Source organism: Alteromonas sp. WD8-37, assembly GCF_055326825.1.
The window spans coordinates 243,145-258,363 of record NZ_JBUZOV010000003.1 but is presented as its reverse complement, the minus strand read 5'-3'; the positions used below and the strand labels follow the sequence as shown (position 1 = coordinate 258,363).

Sequence of the window (15,219 nt, the reverse complement as noted above, 5' to 3'; positions counted from 1 at the left end):
GGTGTAAAATGATTGCCGCCAGCAGGCTATCAGTATAAGGTGGTGGCATACGTACCATCGTGTCAAAACGCCTGATAAGCCGCCCGGACGGGCCACGCTATACTTTATGCAGGTGCCTTGCAAGGGGCCGCACGTCAATAGCCTGGCCAGGGTGCCGATGGCATATATAAACGTTAAAGGATTATCCGCGTTGACCCTACATCTATTGCAGAGTTGTTATGATACCCAGTAATCATCAGTCGACCCTTGACGAAATCAGCCACCTGCTCACCAGCCACTCAACCTTGATGGGTGCCTACAGCGAGCTGGAAACCATTTTATTGCGCTTGTTTGATGCCACCCGCATGAGCATTTTTCAGCGCCGTCGCCAGCACCAGGATTTGATTGCGCGTTTTAAAACCGGCATGGAAACCACGGAAATCAAGGTGCCCATCAGCCCGCTGTCAATTGCCGGGTATGTGGCCCTGGCTCAGGTGCCACTGTTGATCAGCGACCCTTACAACACCGATGAACTGCATGCCATTCACCCCCGGCTGCGGTTTGCTGACAAGTTTGATAAATCTGGTTCCTTTCGCACGCACAATATTTTGTGTGTGCCCATCTTAAATGCCGGCGTATTGCTGGGCGTGATGCAGTTTATTAACAAAAAAAGCGGCGTCTTTGCCGATGGCGACCTCGACCTGGCCAGACAGGTGGCCGAGGTACTGGGCAAAAAATTTCGCTATGAGCTGGGCGGCACCGCCAATCCGTTTGATTCCTTGTTGCATCAGGGCCTGGTCGAAGAACGCGCGCTGCAAGACATTGTGCAAAGCAGCCCTGACCGGCGCCAGGTGATCCAGCGGCTGATGACCGAGCAGCGTTTAAATGAAGCACAGATTGGCAATGCGTTATCGGTGCATTATCAGGTGCCTTTTATCGCGTATCTGCCGGATAAGTACCATCTGTATCAAAATGACTCCAAGCTCAATTTATCCTATTTAAAGCGTAACTTTGTGGCGGTGATCAGCGATGTGCATGACAATCCCATTGTGCTGATGGCAGAGCCCAACAATGCCGCGTTGCTGATGGAAATTGAAAGCGCCATGGGCATTGATGTGTATGAGATTGCGGTGGCCCTGCCCACCCACGTGCTGCAATACCTGGGCGAAGGTTCCGGCGGCGCCGCACCCGGCGAGATGAGTGAAATTCTCGATGAAATCAGCAGTGCCTCCGAAGAAAATGAAGAGCAGTCGGATGAATTGTCCGACGATGCCCCGGCGGTGGTGCGCCTGGTCAGCCGTATCCTGCACGATGCAAAACGCTTAAATGCTTCGGATATTCATATCGACCCGGAAAAAAGCGGCCCGACCCGGGTACGCATGCGGGTGGACGGCGTCTGCCGGGACATGAACCAGATCCCTCGTGGCCATCACAATGCGGTGATTGCCCGGATTAAAATCATGGCCCATCTGAATATTGCCGAAAAACGGGTGCCCCAGGATGGCAAGCTGGCTTTTACCATGAATGGTCAGCCGGTAGAGGTGCGGGTCGCCACCATTCCCACCGTAGCCGGCGAAGGTGTGGTGATGCGGATTCTGGCCTCGGGCGGGGCCATGCCCATTGAAAAGATGAACCTGGCGCCGGCTAACATGTCACGGCTGCAAACCATGATCAAAAAGCCCCATGGCATCTTACTGGTGGTGGGGCCGACCGGTTCAGGGAAAACCACCACACTGCACGCGGTACTGGGCTACCTGAACACTCCGGAGAAAAAAATCTGGACCGCCGAGGACCCGGTGGAAATCACGCAGGCTGGCTTGCAACAGGTTCAGGTCAGCCCCAAAATTGGCTTTACCTTTGCCAGTGCGCTGCGGGCATTTTTACGGGCCGACCCGGATATTATCTTAATTGGTGAGATGCGGGACAAAGAAACCGCCCATGCTGGTATTGAAGCGTCACTCACCGGCCACCTGGTGTTATCGACCCTGCATACCAACTCAGCGCCTGAAACCATCACCCGCTTGCTGGATTTGGGCCTGGACCCGGTGAACTTTTCCGATGCCTGTGTCGGCATTCTGGCTCAGCGGCTTATTCGCACCCTGTGCAAGCATTGCAAAGAAGCCTACCCGGCCAGTGACGATGATATGGCGTTTATTCAGCGCCAGTATGGCAGTGACTATATCAGCGAGCTAAACATCGACAGCCCGCTGCAACTATACCGCGGTAGAGGCTGCGACGAATGCGGCGGCACCGGTTATAAAGGCCGGACCGGGGTGCACGAACTGCTGGGTATGACCCCAGAGCTGCGCTCACTGGTGTACAAAGAAGCCAGTGTGTCGCAGATGAAAAGTCAGGCCATGGATGATGGCATGCGCACCCTGGTGCAGGATGCCCTATTTAAAGCCCTAAAAGGGGACACCGATCTGGCACAGGTCCAGATTATCAGTGGCGCCGAATAATCTTACGTTGCCCTTCCCCCCCTTCTTGTTGCGCCAGCCTCAGGCTGGCGCTTGAGCTTCGCATTGCGGCTTCATAGAACAGGGTATTGATCTTACCGCATATGGCTGGCGTTAAACCTGCGCCTGTGGTCTGATTCTCGCATAGCCTTGGTTGCTTCGCCCTGTGGCAGCCACCAGACAGTCTTGTCATCTGTAGATCGGAAAAAATCACCATGTTCGCCATCGACTTCGAAATTCTGATTGCCTCCGGGCTATTATTTATCGGCATTCTTTCCAGTAAATTATCGCCCCGACTGGGCCTGCCTATGCTGGTGTTGTTTTTAGGCGTGGGCATGCTGGCTGGTGAGGCGGGTATCGGCGGTATCGAATTTGACGATGCCCACACAGCCCACGCGCTAGGCACGCTGGCGCTGGCCATTATCCTGTTCGACGGCGGCCTGCAAACCTCGGTGGCCGCCATTCGTCAGGTCTGGAAGCCCGCCTCGCTATTGGCCACCCTTGGCGTGGCGGTGACCGCTGGTGTCACCGGTATGGCCGCTTCCTATATTCTGGGTATTCCTCTGCTGGTCGGTCTGCTGCTGGGTGCCATTGTTGGCTCTACCGACGCCGCGGCGGTATTTTCCATTTTGCGTAACGCCGGTATTCATCTGCCTGCCCGGCTTAAATCCACCCTGGAAATAGAAAGTGCGTCCAATGATCCCATGGCCATCTTTTTAACCGTGGGACTGTTGGAGCTGATTACCGGGGAGATGTCGCCCGGACCACAGATGGCACTGCTGTTTGTTAAACAGATGGGCATTGGCGCGGTCGTCGGCCTGGGTGTGGGCTGGCTGGTGATTAAGCTGATCAACCGCATCGGACTGGTGGCATCGGGTCTGTATCCGGTGCTGATTGCGGTATGTGGGGCGCTGGCCTTCGGCACTTCAGCCAGTCTGGGAGGCAGCGGATTTTTGGCCACCTTTATCGCTGGGGTGGTGATTGGCAACAGCCGCTTTGTGTTTCAGCATGCCACCTTTTTGTTTATGGACGGGTTGGCCTGGCTGAGCCAGATTGCCATGTTTGTGATGTTGGGCCTGCTGGTCAATCCACCGCTGCTGCTCGAGGTATGGGCCGAAGGGCTGGTGATTGCCATCATTTTGGTGTTTATTGCCCGTCCGCTGGCAGTGGCCCCGCTATTAGCCTTAACCGGCTTTTCACGCCGGGAAATCAGCCTGGTAGCCTGGGTCGGCCTGCGCGGCTCGGTGCCCATTATCTTAGCCATATTTCCCTTGCTGTTTGGCTTAAAAGAAGCCGGCCTGGTGTTTAATGTGGTGTTCTTTGTGGTGCTCATCTCGGCCACGGTACAAGGCTCTACCCTGCCCTGGGTGGCCCGCAGGCTGAGCCTGATTGAAGCGCCACCGGCCTGCCCGGTGACCACCCTGGAAATTCCTTCGCTGGGGGATATGGAGGCGGATATTGTCGAGCTTACTCTGGGTGAAACCTCGCGGGCTAATGGCCAGACTCTGCGTTCGCTGCCGTTACCACAAGGCGTCGAGATTGCCATGATTGTGCGTGAGGCCAAGGTGATCGCGCCCAAACCCACCACCTTACTGACCACTGGCGACCATTTATTTGTGACCTTGCCGCCGGCCATGCGCCCGTTTGTAGATGCCGCCTTTAGTCGCCCGGGAGAAACCGGGGTGTCGGTGCAGTTCGCGCAACCCGCAGGATTTGCCGGGGGCACCACCCTGGGTATGCTGGCGCGCTTTTATGATGCACAATTTGAGCAATCAGATACCACCACCCTGAACCAGTTTTTATGCCGGCTCCTGCCTCATGTGACCGCCGGTGCGGTGGTGACTCACCAGGCCGGCGTCTTTACCGTGCAGGAGCATCAGGGTGACACCATCACGCAGGTGGGTTATTTGCCTGCGAGCGCCCACTAGCAAGTTCTTAACCTACCCTACGTGCGCCCGCTAGCGAGTTCTTTACCGATATGAGTCCGCTAGCGGGCTAGGCGAATCTTTCCAAAGACCGAGGCGTCGATATAGCCGCGGTTTTTATCGCCGTTCACTGGGGTGATGGCATGTGAGCCCATAAAATGTTCGCGGGTGGCGCTGCCGTCATTATCACAATAAGCCAGCATAAAGCCGATGACCTGTTCAGCTGACAACGTCAGCGGCTCACCGGGTTGCGTAGTGGTAAAAGTATCCGGGTAAATGCGCACTGCCACCTCCCAGATAATGGTGTGCGGTGCCTCGGTTTGCCGCCGCCATGTGCTGTCCAGGTGATCGTTCAACAAGATCACGCCATTGTTATTGGCCGCGTTGCCAAAATCCGCCACATTGCCATCCAGTGCAATATGGTAGGCAAATGCATTGAAGCTGTGTAGATGGCTCCCCCCAGAGGCATCGGCATCAATGAAAATTTCGAGACAATCATCGTCCCAGTACGCCTTTTTAGGATCTGGGTGCTGATCGATAAGCACATCATCGGTGATTTCTACCAGCAAATACAATTGCTGCTCGTCCCAGGCAAGTTTGTAGCGGCCACTGAAGTCATCGGCATCGGGCAAGGATCCGGCCATAGAATGCGACAGGCTGGCCCAGCTGGATTGCGTCCACACCGCATCGTCTGCATGACCATCTACCGTGACACCGGCAGCAGCATAAGGCACCGAAGCCGGCGTGGCAGCCAGCGCGCTGGCGCTAGACAAGCAGGTTACCAGGCATATCACCGGGCCGGTAAGAGTACGGGCAAAGGCAGTAAGAGTCATGGGCAGCTCCATATTGAATGAGGGTTTAGCAGATCTTACACAGCCCACCTTGTTTTCGTCACATTTTTTTACACCCAGGGTGACAGGCAGAACTGTGCCACCTCATATGAATTTAAATTAACTTCATATTTATCAGTAGCATAAAGATATCTGCCAAACAGAAATTTAGATTTTTCTTATGTGGCATCGTCGATGCATATTCAAAGTTAGGATAGCCACAGCAGTTTTTGGCATAAGCGTTTAGGACCCGGATATTAACTATCATGAGGCACAAACCCCGGCTTGCCGGAATGTGAAAAACAATGACACTGAATCAGCTCCCCGCATACGCAACGTCGTTAATGCAGATGCGCCAATCCGCCGCGATGCAGCAGTCTGCAAATTTTAAAATTTGTGAACCAGCCGCCGATGGGTTTGCCGAGGATGCTGAAGATAGCCACGCCAAAGCATATGCTCAGGCGTTGCGCGAAGCCAAGTTGCGTCGCCAGCGCCAGCAAGCCAGTGACAATTGTGTGGTCATGCCAAAAGCGAACCGCCGCAGCCAGTGCTGGCAATATGCCGCGGCTGAAGAACAGCGCCAACCAGCGTCCAAGGTATACCATGAGCCTGCCGGGGTGCCACTACCAGATGACATGATTGAAAGTCTGCGTGACGAAGCCTTATTAGTGCAGCTGATGATTATGAAACACCGTCACAGTAAAGGTAGCCCCACTTCAAAAGCCTTGTTTGCCCGATTAGAGCAGGTGCAAAAAGTGCTGCAACGCGAAGTCGAACATGAAGCCCAGCGCCTGCGTCATCGCCAGCCGGCTTCCAGTCGCTGTGGGAATCTTATTGACGAACTCAGCTAGCCGCCAGCCGGGCGGCACCTTCCTGATACTGACTGGGCGTTTGGGCATACTCTGCCTTAAAACTGCTGCTAAAATACGACGATGTGCCAAACCCCACCGCAAAGGCCACCTGCGTAATCTGCATCCCATCTTCTAGTAATGCTTTAGCCTGATGCAGCCGGTAGCGTTTAAGCAATTCGTTAAACGGCTGGTTAAATAAGGCACCCAGTTTTCGGGCCATCTGCCGCTCACTAATGGCCAGCGCCTGCGCAGCGTCGGCGCGGCAAAATCCTTCGTTTTGATAATGCTGCTCCAGCACTGCCAACACCCGGGTATAAAATGCCTGCTCCCGGCTGCAGGAAAACTGTGGCACTGTAAACGGAGTCTTTGGTGCCACCGGATTGATAGCCTGCCTTCGATACCGCTCATGCAGGGTTAACAATCTCGCGACACAGGACTGTAAGTCGGTCACTTGCACCGGTTGACTGAGTACCGCATCCACGCCGGCACGGCTACACTGTTCCTGAAAACCTGCATCAGGCGAATAGCAGGTGAGTACAAACGGGATGTGCGCGTGCTCAGAGGGGTTATTGATGGAAGTCGCCAGGCTGATACCATTGGTGTGCGTGAGTTGCGCCTGACACACAATCAGCGCCGGCGTGACCGACCGAATAATCTGCATCACCTGCCGGCCATCCCCCGCTTCTAAACAGGTATAGCGGGTTTTGAGTGCTTCCAATAAATAACGACGCATATCTGCATTACTGTCGGCAATAACGATCACCGGCCGGTCGGGGTCTACCACTGGCACGGGCCGCACTTCTTCCATGACCAGCGCTGGGGCAGATTCTCCCGTCTTGGCCGCCGACACCATGGGTAGGCTGATACGCAAACACATCCCGTCCTCACTCGACGGATCCACGCCCAGCCAGCCATCGTTGGCCAAGACCACCTCCTGCACCAATGCCAGGCTGTTTTGCCAATCCTCACGCAATGCAGTGTCGGCGGGCGCGGTAAACTGGTGAAATAACTGGCTGGCTTCCTGCTCACCTAACGGTTCACCAGAGGTAAGAATGCGCAGCTGCAGATGCAATTCATCACATTTTGCGTGCAATTGTACGGTGCCGTTGGCCGGGGTACGTCCGGCAGCAAAACGCAGCAGGTTGTGTAGAATGGTTTCCAGCGCATTGCTGGTCAAACGAATATGGCCGGTGACTTTTAACTTACTCACCAAAGTTTGCTGACGCGCCAGCAATACCGCTTCTAAGTTGGCCAAAATTAATGGCAATTGCTGGGCTAGTGCATAACTTTGCATCGGCTGCGCTTTGACCGCATCCAGACGCTCTACCTCAAGTAACTGATTAACCAACAGATGCAGGCGCCGGGCATTGCGGTTGATTACTTCAATCCGCTTTGTATTTTGCTTATCGCCCGGAGTCTGGCGCATCTGCTGCAATGGCCCCAGGATCAGCGATAAGGGTGTTTGCAGCTCGTGGGAAATACGTAAAAACAGCTGTTGTTTGCGCCCTATTTTGGCTTTGAGATATGCTTTATTGGCTTTAACCAGATCACGCTGCTCCTGTTCGCGCTGCGCAATCGCTTGTTGGTGGCGGGTTTTAGTTATATTAATTCGATATCGGATGAGCAAGCCAACCACTACTAGCAAACATCCATAACTCAGATAGGCCCCTGTACTGCGCCACCAGGGAGCGGCGACGTAAATCTTCAGCTCTGTAACCGGCTGCGCCCGTTCTAAGGGATGCTGCACTCGCAACTGTAGAGTATGCTCACCGGGAGCCAGTACATCTAATAAAAGGGTGTTGTCACTGTTGGTAAGTGTTCGCCATTGCGCTTGTTCAGCGTCCAATCGGTATTGCACTGGCAGATTGTTTTGATCAAGCAAATGAGCAACCGTGGCTGTCACTGCCAAAGTATTGGTGTGATAAGCAACTTTGAGTAGGCCTTGCTTATCTTGCCAATCTATTTGACTTGTTAAATCCAGTGCATTACGAGTATTACGATCAAATGCGTCCACTCGCACGACACTGGGAGAGAACTGTTGGCCCAAAAATTGCTAGATTGACTCCACCAACCTCTGTTTGTCAATCAAATAGGTAAAGTTATCGCCCCTAGCGACAATCATATTAGAAGATGCGGTGATGGCATCATATTCAAAATCGACATCGCGAATACCGAAACTGCTATCTATAGGCAATAACAGCCCATCGCGCTGCCGAAAATAAAACAAACCTTGATTGCTCGCTAAGAGTATTTCATTGGCTGAAATTTGCCCGGCACCGCGTACCACCAACCCTTCAAGCTGGTCAAAGAACTGCTGCCGGTCTGAGCCCAAGTTGATATACCCGCCGTTTTTGTTGCTACACATCCAGGTGTTGTTAGCGGATAGCGGCAAAATACAATTGTCGCTCCAGAAAAAGTGGCTGTGTTTTTGTCGAATCTTAAACTGTCCGTTTTGCTCAGCGATGCTATAGATCCCAGCCCCTGCCACGCCCGCATAGATGGTATTGTCGTCATAGCGAACGATCTTTGTCGCATTTTTGGTAAACGGCACAAGCTCAAACTTTAGCCCATCGTGCCAATAAAGCTGTTTTCCGTTCTCGCTTTCAATCAATAAGAAAATGCCATTACTGGCCTGAACAATATCTTTTAACCGGCTGTTTTTAGGGAGGTCTCTAAATAAATTCGTCGGGAAGCTCAAATTGCCCGTTTGCCGATCGAAGATATAGCTTAATCCGTCTTCAGCAACGATCTGAATCATGTTTTTATTCGCTTTAGCAAACCAGTAGCGAGCTTTCTCAGGTAGCATTATCTTAAAAGAATGAGAGCTCTTCTTTTGGTTCACAAGCACGGAATTTTCCAGAGAAAATAAAATTTCGGCTTTTCCGGCAACAGTCACATCATTAATAAATGATGTTTCCAAATCGCCACTGTGATTTAAAATCTGTATGGCAGAAGAGCGCTTTGGAAGAGATAGCAGTCCATGCTGGGTATCAGCGGCATAAACATTATTAAACTTGTCAAAGTCGATTTTCCACACAGAGCTTAAAAAGTCCGCATTGAAGACCGGATAAAGTTGTTCAGGGTTTGTCAGCACTTTATTTTCAGCATCTAGGCGATACACTCTTTCGGCTGCCACCCATATATTGCCATCGAAGTCTTCGGAAATTTCTAGTACAGGTTGTTCTATTCCTACGGGATTTGCTCTTTGGTCAATGAGATCAAACACCTCATTGATTTTATCAAAAACGTGAACACCCTTATCGGAGCCTACTATGATGCTTTGCTTTGAGACATGAATGGACATAAAAAGATGAGCTGTCTCAAAATACGATTTTTGTGGATAGGACACCACAACACGGTTAGTGGGGTCGAAGGAAAAGACTCCTTTATGCTGCTCTACCCACCAGATAACGCCAGCATCATCCACTCCAAAATCAATTATATTGCGGGATACAGCGTCCACCGCATCGGAAAGACTGAATTTGGGTTCAAAAGATAAGCCATCGAGAACCACAATATCAGTACCGGCGTTTACCGCTACATCACTTCCATACCTCATCAGGGTCCATGCGTTTACATGAAGACTTCGCGGCAAAGTATTCACTTTTTGTAAACGATGACTTTTCATGTCAAGTTGATAAAGACCATCGCCAAATGCCACAATCAGTAAGTTATCACCACCAACATGCTGTATATCTGAGATGTAATTACTGGAAAAATGTGAGGATGCTTTTGAAAAGTGGATAACTTCGCTCCCAATTACTCCCACCACACCGTTTTCGCTTCCTATCCAAAGTCCTGCATCAGTCACTTCCAAAGAAAGGATCATGCCGGTTTTAATGTCGCCAAATACTTTAGAAACCTGTGCCGGATAAAGACTTTTAGCAAGACTGTCTTTTAAAAAAAAGCAAACTGTCAAAATGAGGACATATTTTATCAATTTACACACTTCGAACCTCCATGTCCGTAAAGTGAATGCGTGAAAACGAAATACGCTAAAAACTAACAAGGCAGGCTGAATAGTTGCCTGTGATGATCAATATAGAAGGAACGGTAAGTGAATAAAATTAGTCATAAGTTGAAACTTCTTTCATTAGAAGAAACGCATAAAGTTAGCGCAGGAGCAAAATTACCCTCGCATTCTACTCCCGGAGAAGAAACTCAAAAATTACTTGTGCCAAAGGGGCCGCCTGTGGGCAAGCCCATCCCTATCCCCTAAACCAATAAAAACTGCATGCCGGCGCGCTCAGCGGCCATGCGATCGTAGTCAAAATCGCCCACGTACAGACAGCGCGCCGGGGTAATGCCCCAGGCTTGGGCCACCTGCAGCAAGGCGGTGGGATCAGGTTTGGGCGGGGCATCTTCACGGGTAACGATGTAGCTGATGGGGATCTGGTTGTTCTGCACTTTTTGCAAGGTGGCCTGGCGACAATTACGAGTCACAATCGCCATGGGTACGCCTTCAGCCTGCGACGCCTCTACCAGCGCACGGCCGGTTTCTAGCCAGCGCGCCCCTAGCGCATCAGTAAGCTCCTGGTTAAGCACATACTCTTGAGCCTCGCTGCGCTGGTGCGCCTCGGGCAACTGATCGATAAAAGTGAGTATGTCTTCATTATCCGGGCAGCCCAGATAGGCCCGAATAGCCGAAAAATCCAGACTGGATTCTACCAGGGTGCCATCCAAATCAAATATCACGCCATCGGTCTGAGAAAAATCAATCATGCTTGTATCGCCCTGGTTAACAGCTAATCTTGGGAATATCTTTCCACTGGGTGGTGAAGCGTGGTGACAAATGCGCCCGGCGCATGGCCCACGCTGCCGGCTGTCCTTCGGCTACACAGCCTTTTGCTGCAATACCTAATGTATTCTTACCATATCTGGCGTTAATTTGGTCCATACAGCGCATTAATTCTTCGTTAGCTTGTTGCGGGCTGAACAGGTCGGCCTGGCGGCCGGCCATGGTGGCGACGGATACCGCGCCCACTCCACATTTGTGAAACTTCACCCCCGCCTTATACAAGCTATCCGCGTGCCCGGTGATGGCCCTGGCAATTAGCAAGGTGTCATTGGTAGGCTCGGTAAAAGAGTGATGCACACTTTTGTGATAAGGCTGCTGTTCGGTAAACGGGTTAGCGTGAGCAAACAGGGTGAGCCCAGTAACGCCCAGGCCATCATGACGCAATTTTGCTGCTAAGCGTTCAGCATGCCAGGCCAGAGCCTGACGCAAGTCGGCCAGGGCGGTCACCGGCTGGCCAAACGCGCGGGTCGAAAACACCTGTTTTTTATGCGCCGGTAAGGTTTCCCAATCAAAACACACCGTGCCATTGAGCTCACGAATAGTGCGCTCCAGTTCTACCGAAAAATGCTTGCGCAGCTGGCGTGGCGACGCATCGGCTAGCGCCTGTGCATGGTTAATCCCCATGGCCTGCAAACGCTTGGCAAGCCGTTTGCCCACACCCCACACATCGTCCACCGCCATTTGACTAAGCACTTGCTCTACAACAGCCGGGGCCACTAAACAAGCTGCGCCCCGCCCGCTGCGACGGCGTTTGGCGGCAAAACTGGCGGCTTTGGCCAGAGTGGGGGTGGCAGCAATGCCCACACTCACCGGCAGCCGTAGCTCCTGCATCACCTGGTCTTTGATCTGCCGGGCATAGGCTGACCAACCTTGCGGCGGTTGCCACTGGCCAAAGTCCAAAAAACATTCATCGATGGAATACACATGCTGGCGAGGTGCAAAGCGCCCAATAATCTCCATCATTTTGTTCGACAAATCATCATAGAGCTCATAGTTGGATGAGCGGATGACCGCATTATGCTTGGCCAGCAAGGCCTTGGACTGATAATAGGGGCCGAACTTTTTTACCCCGATTTGCTTGGCCTGGTCGCACAGTGCGCAGATGCAGCCATCGTTGTTGGTCAGCACCACCACCGGGCGCTGGCGAATACTGGGATCGAACACCTTTTCGGCCGACGCATAAAAGCTGTTGGCATCGACTAGCGCAAACATTGGCTGAGCTGGCTGGCGTATCGGTGCAGACGTACAGAGCGGATCACAATGCCCTCTTCTTCAAAGACGTCCCCCTCTCTAAGCCGGTAGGCCGGCTGCGCGGTGCCCGGCGAGTGCAGCAGCGCCTGGCTGCGATCCAACAATTTACACACAAAGCTGCCATTTAAATTGGCCACCACCACGTCCAGGGTGGAAGCCTGGGCAGCGCGATCGACAATCAGCAGATCGCCGTCAAATATACCTACGCCAGTCATGGAGTCGCCCCGGGCCTGGCCGATAAAGGTGGCCGACGGGTGCTCGATGAGCAGTTCGTCCAGATTCAGTTTGAGCTCACGGTACTCGGCAGCGGGCGACTGAAAACCGCTGATCCCGGCCTGCGCGTGAACAGGAATGACTTTTAACATGTTGATGACCACAGGTTGCTTTTACTACTGTTTAGATATACAGTATTTAATGTCGTCTTGTTAAAGTCAAATTACAAATCGGAGTGCATCATGGCCATTACCGTACAATATGTTGTAACGCACAAAGGGGTTGAGAAACTTGTGACCACCGATAAAAAAGCCGCCGATCAATACGATAAAATGCTGGATACTGCTGACAACCTGGCCGGCTTTATGTCAGCCCTGGGAATGCGGCTGGAGGAAGAGCAGATGGAAGAATTGTCTGTGCTGCTGGCCAAAAACAAAGACAAGGTTAGCAAGCTGCTCAAAGGCACTGCGCTGGATACTGTGCTGGAAGACAGCAGCGCCGAAATTGTCACGCTCAAGGCCGGTAACGAACAATAAGCTGGCCTGCATCAGACCGAGGAATAGCAGACAGGCAAAACAGGTGCAATCCACGCCGGGCCAGGCGATGATAAAGTGCCGTCGGTTAATCGCCGAATTAGTAGCTGGGTTTATAGCTGGCGTAGTAGATCGAGTGGCAAATGAAGTAGTAGCGGATAAGCAGCCGCAGGCTGTGTGTTGCAATCACAGTCAGTTGCAATCACACAGCGGCTATTGGTATAACGAGCATCTGTTCATTACAATCAATAGCCTACCGATATGACAAGCCCAGCGTCACCCGCGGCCATTCAACTTGACCAGGTCCGGTTTGCCTACCATGCCAAAGCCTCGGCGGTTTTGGATATTCCCCACTGGCAGGTATTGCCACAGCAAAAAATGTTTGTGGCCGGGGCCTCGGGATCGGGCAAAAGCACGCTGCTTAATCTGCTGGCTGGCGCACTGACACCGGACAGCGGTTCGGTGTCGTTGCTGGGCACCCGCTTCTCGGCGTTGTCCGGGCGGGCTAAAGATAAATTTCGTGCCCGCCATATTGGTGTGGTGTTTCAGCAGTTTAATCTTATTCCGTACCTGTCGGTGGCCGACAATATTTTGGCTGCCGCGCATTTTAGCGGCACCCTGACCCGCCAGACCTGCGAGCAGGCCGCCGAGCTGCTTAGCCGCCTGCAGTTACCTGACACAGTATTACAAACCGCCGCCAGCCGCTTAAGTGTTGGCCAACAGCAGCGGGTCGCCATCGCCCGGGCACTTATCAACCAGCCCGAACTGGTGATTGTGGATGAACCTACCTCAGCACTGGATGCCGATGCCCGCGACACCTTTATGGCCTTGTTGCTGGAGCTGGCGGCCAACAGTGCGGTGGTATTTGTCAGCCACGATACCAGTCTGGCGCATTATTTTGACGCACAGGTTAGCATGACCAGTCTGAATCAGGCTCACCCACGCTCGGAGGCCAGCTGATATGTTGATGCGCATTGCGTTAGCCAGCCTCAACAGCCGCCGCGCCTCGGTGTTACTCACCGTGTTTTCGATTATGATTTCTGTCAGCCTGCTACTGGGTGTAGAAACCGTGCGTAGCCAGCTCAAGCAAAGCTTTACCCGCACAGTATCCGGCGTGGATTTGATTGTAGGAGCGCCCACCGGCGACATCAACTTGCTGCTTTATTCTGTATTTCGAATTGGCAATGCCAGCAGCGGGGTGGATTACGATCAGGCACAACGTTTAGAACAACATCCGCTGGTAGAGTGGCTGATTCCATTGTCGCTGGGCGACAGCCATCAGGGCTTTCGCGTGGTAGGGACCGATAACCGGTATTTCGATCATTATCGGTACGGCCAGCAGCATGCTTTGAACTTTGCCCAAGGCCAGCCATTTGAAGATGCCCGGTCAGCAGTACTGGGCAGCCAGGTGGCCGCCGCACTGGGCTACACGCTAGGTGAGCAGATTACCCTGGGCCACGGGCTGGGCAACGTCAGTTTTCAGCAGCACGATGCTCACCCCTTCACCGTGGTGGGTATTTTGGCCGCCACCGGCACGTCGGTGGACAAAGCCGTGCATGTTCCGTTAAGCGGCATTGAGCAGATGCACCAGGCACCCGCGCGTACCCCGATAAGGCGCAGCCTGCGCCAGGCGGACAGGCAGCCTTCCAACCCCACCCAAGAGCATGCGCAAGAGTCTGGCACTGTGCACAACCACGAGCATAAAAAGCAGCCCAACCATGCCTCTGCGTCTGAAGCCGGGTCCAGCGCGGACCTGCCCGATGAAATCAGCGCTATGCTGGTAGGCCTGACCAGCCGGGCAGCTGCATTGCAATTACAGTATCAGCTTAATCAGCAAACCCAACCACCAGTCAAAGCCATACTGCCTGGCATGACCCTGATGCAGCTATGGCAAATGATGAGCTGGGTAGAACGCTTATTGCTGGCTATCTCGGCGTTAATCCTGGTGGCGTCGCTCACCGGCCTGATTACCATGTTGCTGGCCAGCATGCGTGAACGCCGACATGAAATAGCCGTATTACGGGCCATTGGCGCCGGGCCCGGCACCATATTATGGCTGGTGCAGGCCGAGGCGCTATTGATCAGTGGCTCTGCCTGTGCGCTGGCGTTTGTCCTTGATATGACTTTGCTCAGCCTGGGCAGCGAGCTGCTAAGCAGCCGCTTTGGCTTATTTATCAGCGGTGGCTTATTCAGCGCCAATTCGGCGGTGATCATCGCCTGTGTAATGTTGGCGACCTGGCTGGTAAGCCTGGCGCCAGCTATTGTGGCCTACCGTCAGGCACTTCATGCGGGATTAAGTTCACGCTAGACGCGGCGTGCTAGCACGCCAATCAACGTCAGCTGATATACATTGATGCCAGCATACATTTCACCCCGCCTGGCA

Annotated in this window: 13 protein-coding genes; 7 read left to right on the top strand and 6 right to left on the bottom strand. The window is 53.0% G+C overall.

What is annotated here, in order from left to right; translation table 11 throughout:
- Window positions 1-218: 218 nt before the first annotated feature.
- Window positions 219-2,438, top strand: coding sequence for an ATPase, T2SS/T4P/T4SS family (locus ACTUJZ_RS10135; RefSeq protein ID WP_463636193.1), 2,220 nt, complete (start codon window positions 219-221; stop codon window positions 2,436-2,438).
- Window positions 2,439-2,650: 212 nt separating this feature from the next.
- On the top strand, window positions 2,651-4,363 hold the full coding sequence (locus ACTUJZ_RS10130; protein ID WP_463636192.1) for a potassium/proton antiporter: 1,713 nt from the start codon (window positions 2,651-2,653) through the stop codon (window positions 4,361-4,363).
- 59 nt (window positions 4,364-4,422) lie between these two features.
- Here ACTUJZ_RS10130 and ACTUJZ_RS10125 read toward each other — a convergent pair whose 3' ends face one another.
- The gene (locus tag ACTUJZ_RS10125) at window positions 4,423-5,193 is read right to left on the bottom strand and encodes a sugar-binding protein (RefSeq protein WP_463636191.1); all 771 of its coding nucleotides are present in this window, start codon (window positions 5,191-5,193) and stop codon (window positions 4,423-4,425) included.
- 365 nt (window positions 5,194-5,558) lie between these two features.
- On the opposite strand from ACTUJZ_RS10125, the gene ACTUJZ_RS10120 reads away from it, so the two are divergent.
- Complete coding sequence (locus ACTUJZ_RS10120; protein WP_463636190.1) at window positions 5,559-6,041, top strand: hypothetical protein; 483 nt, start codon at window positions 5,559-5,561, stop codon at window positions 6,039-6,041.
- Here the strand turns inward: ACTUJZ_RS10120 and ACTUJZ_RS10115 are convergent.
- A complete protein-coding gene (locus ACTUJZ_RS10115; RefSeq protein WP_463636189.1) occupies window positions 6,034-7,923 on the bottom strand; it encodes a hybrid sensor histidine kinase/response regulator transcription factor in 1,890 nt (629 codons plus the stop codon). The genes ACTUJZ_RS10120 and ACTUJZ_RS10115 overlap by 8 nt on opposite strands.
- 171 nt (window positions 7,924-8,094) lie before the next feature.
- Window positions 8,095-9,990, bottom strand: coding sequence for a ligand-binding sensor domain-containing protein (locus ACTUJZ_RS10110; protein ID WP_463636188.1), 1,896 nt, complete (start codon window positions 9,988-9,990; stop codon window positions 8,095-8,097).
- Window positions 9,991-10,098: 108 nt separating this feature from the next.
- On the opposite strand from ACTUJZ_RS10110, the gene ACTUJZ_RS10105 reads away from it, so the two are divergent.
- The gene (locus ACTUJZ_RS10105) at window positions 10,099-10,260 is read left to right on the top strand and encodes a hypothetical protein (RefSeq protein WP_463636187.1); all 162 of its coding nucleotides are present in this window, start codon (window positions 10,099-10,101) and stop codon (window positions 10,258-10,260) included.
- On the opposite strand, the gene ACTUJZ_RS10100 is transcribed toward ACTUJZ_RS10105, so the two are convergent.
- Genes ACTUJZ_RS10100 through ACTUJZ_RS10090 form a run of 3 tightly spaced genes read right to left on the bottom strand, consistent with a single transcriptional unit; the run spans window position 10,257 to window position 12,455 of the window.
- Window positions 10,257-10,763: an HAD family hydrolase gene (locus ACTUJZ_RS10100; protein WP_463636186.1), complete on the bottom strand. Its 507-nt coding sequence runs from the start codon at window positions 10,761-10,763 to the stop codon at window positions 10,257-10,259. The genes ACTUJZ_RS10105 and ACTUJZ_RS10100 overlap by 4 nt on opposite strands.
- A gap of 16 nt (window positions 10,764-10,779) precedes the next feature.
- Entirely contained in the window at window positions 10,780-12,051 is a 1,272-nt protein-coding gene (locus ACTUJZ_RS10095) for a Y-family DNA polymerase (protein ID WP_463636185.1), read from the bottom strand.
- Window positions 12,039-12,455, bottom strand: coding sequence for a S24 family peptidase (locus tag ACTUJZ_RS10090; protein ID WP_463636184.1), 417 nt, complete (start codon window positions 12,453-12,455; stop codon window positions 12,039-12,041). Before ACTUJZ_RS10090 ends, ACTUJZ_RS10095 begins: the two co-directional genes overlap by 13 nt.
- A 90-nt stretch (window positions 12,456-12,545) precedes the next feature.
- Between ACTUJZ_RS10090 and ACTUJZ_RS10085 the strand changes: the two genes are divergently transcribed.
- The 3 genes from ACTUJZ_RS10085 to ACTUJZ_RS10075 all read left to right on the top strand — a co-directional run bounded on the left by ACTUJZ_RS10085 (window position 12,546) and on the right by ACTUJZ_RS10075 (window position 15,144).
- Window positions 12,546-12,839 carry a YebG family protein gene (locus tag ACTUJZ_RS10085; RefSeq protein WP_463636183.1) on the top strand — a complete coding sequence of 98 codons (294 nt, stop codon included), beginning with the start codon at window positions 12,546-12,548 and terminating at the stop codon, window positions 12,837-12,839.
- A 258-nt stretch (window positions 12,840-13,097) separates the two neighbouring features.
- Window positions 13,098-13,796 carry an ABC transporter ATP-binding protein gene (locus ACTUJZ_RS10080; protein ID WP_463636182.1) on the top strand — a complete coding sequence of 233 codons (699 nt, stop codon included), beginning with the start codon at window positions 13,098-13,100 and terminating at the stop codon, window positions 13,794-13,796.
- A gap of 1 nt (window position 13,797) precedes the next feature.
- Window positions 13,798-15,144, top strand: a complete 1,347-nt coding sequence (locus ACTUJZ_RS10075; protein WP_463636181.1) for an ABC transporter permease — start codon at window positions 13,798-13,800, stop codon at window positions 15,142-15,144.
- Window positions 15,145-15,219: the final 75 nt, after the last annotated feature.

Excerpts from the sequence above, each read along its gene's own strand:
- ACTUJZ_RS10135 (WP_463636193.1), top strand. The coding sequence starts at position 219 with ATGATACCCAGTAATCATCAGTCGACCCTTGACGAAATCAGCCACCTG.
- ACTUJZ_RS10130 (WP_463636192.1), top strand. The coding sequence starts at position 2,651 with ATGTTCGCCATCGACTTCGAAATTCTGATTGCCTCCGGGCTATTATTT.
- ACTUJZ_RS10125 (WP_463636191.1), bottom strand. The coding sequence starts at position 5,193 with ATGACTCTTACTGCCTTTGCCCGTACTCTTACCGGCCCGGTGATATGC.
- ACTUJZ_RS10120 (WP_463636190.1), top strand. The coding sequence starts at position 5,559 with ATGCAGCAGTCTGCAAATTTTAAAATTTGTGAACCAGCCGCCGATGGG.
- ACTUJZ_RS10100 (WP_463636186.1), bottom strand. The coding sequence starts at position 10,763 with ATGATTGATTTTTCTCAGACCGATGGCGTGATATTTGATTTGGATGGC.
- ACTUJZ_RS10095 (WP_463636185.1), bottom strand. The coding sequence starts at position 12,051 with ATGTTTGCGCTAGTCGATGCCAACAGCTTTTATGCGTCGGCCGAAAAG.
- ACTUJZ_RS10090 (WP_463636184.1), bottom strand. The coding sequence starts at position 12,455 with ATGTTAAAAGTCATTCCTGTTCACGCGCAGGCCGGGATCAGCGGTTTT.
- ACTUJZ_RS10085 (WP_463636183.1), top strand. The coding sequence starts at position 12,546 with ATGGCCATTACCGTACAATATGTTGTAACGCACAAAGGGGTTGAGAAA.
- ACTUJZ_RS10080 (WP_463636182.1), top strand. The coding sequence starts at position 13,098 with ATGACAAGCCCAGCGTCACCCGCGGCCATTCAACTTGACCAGGTCCGG.
- ACTUJZ_RS10075 (WP_463636181.1), top strand. The coding sequence starts at position 13,798 with ATGTTGATGCGCATTGCGTTAGCCAGCCTCAACAGCCGCCGCGCCTCG.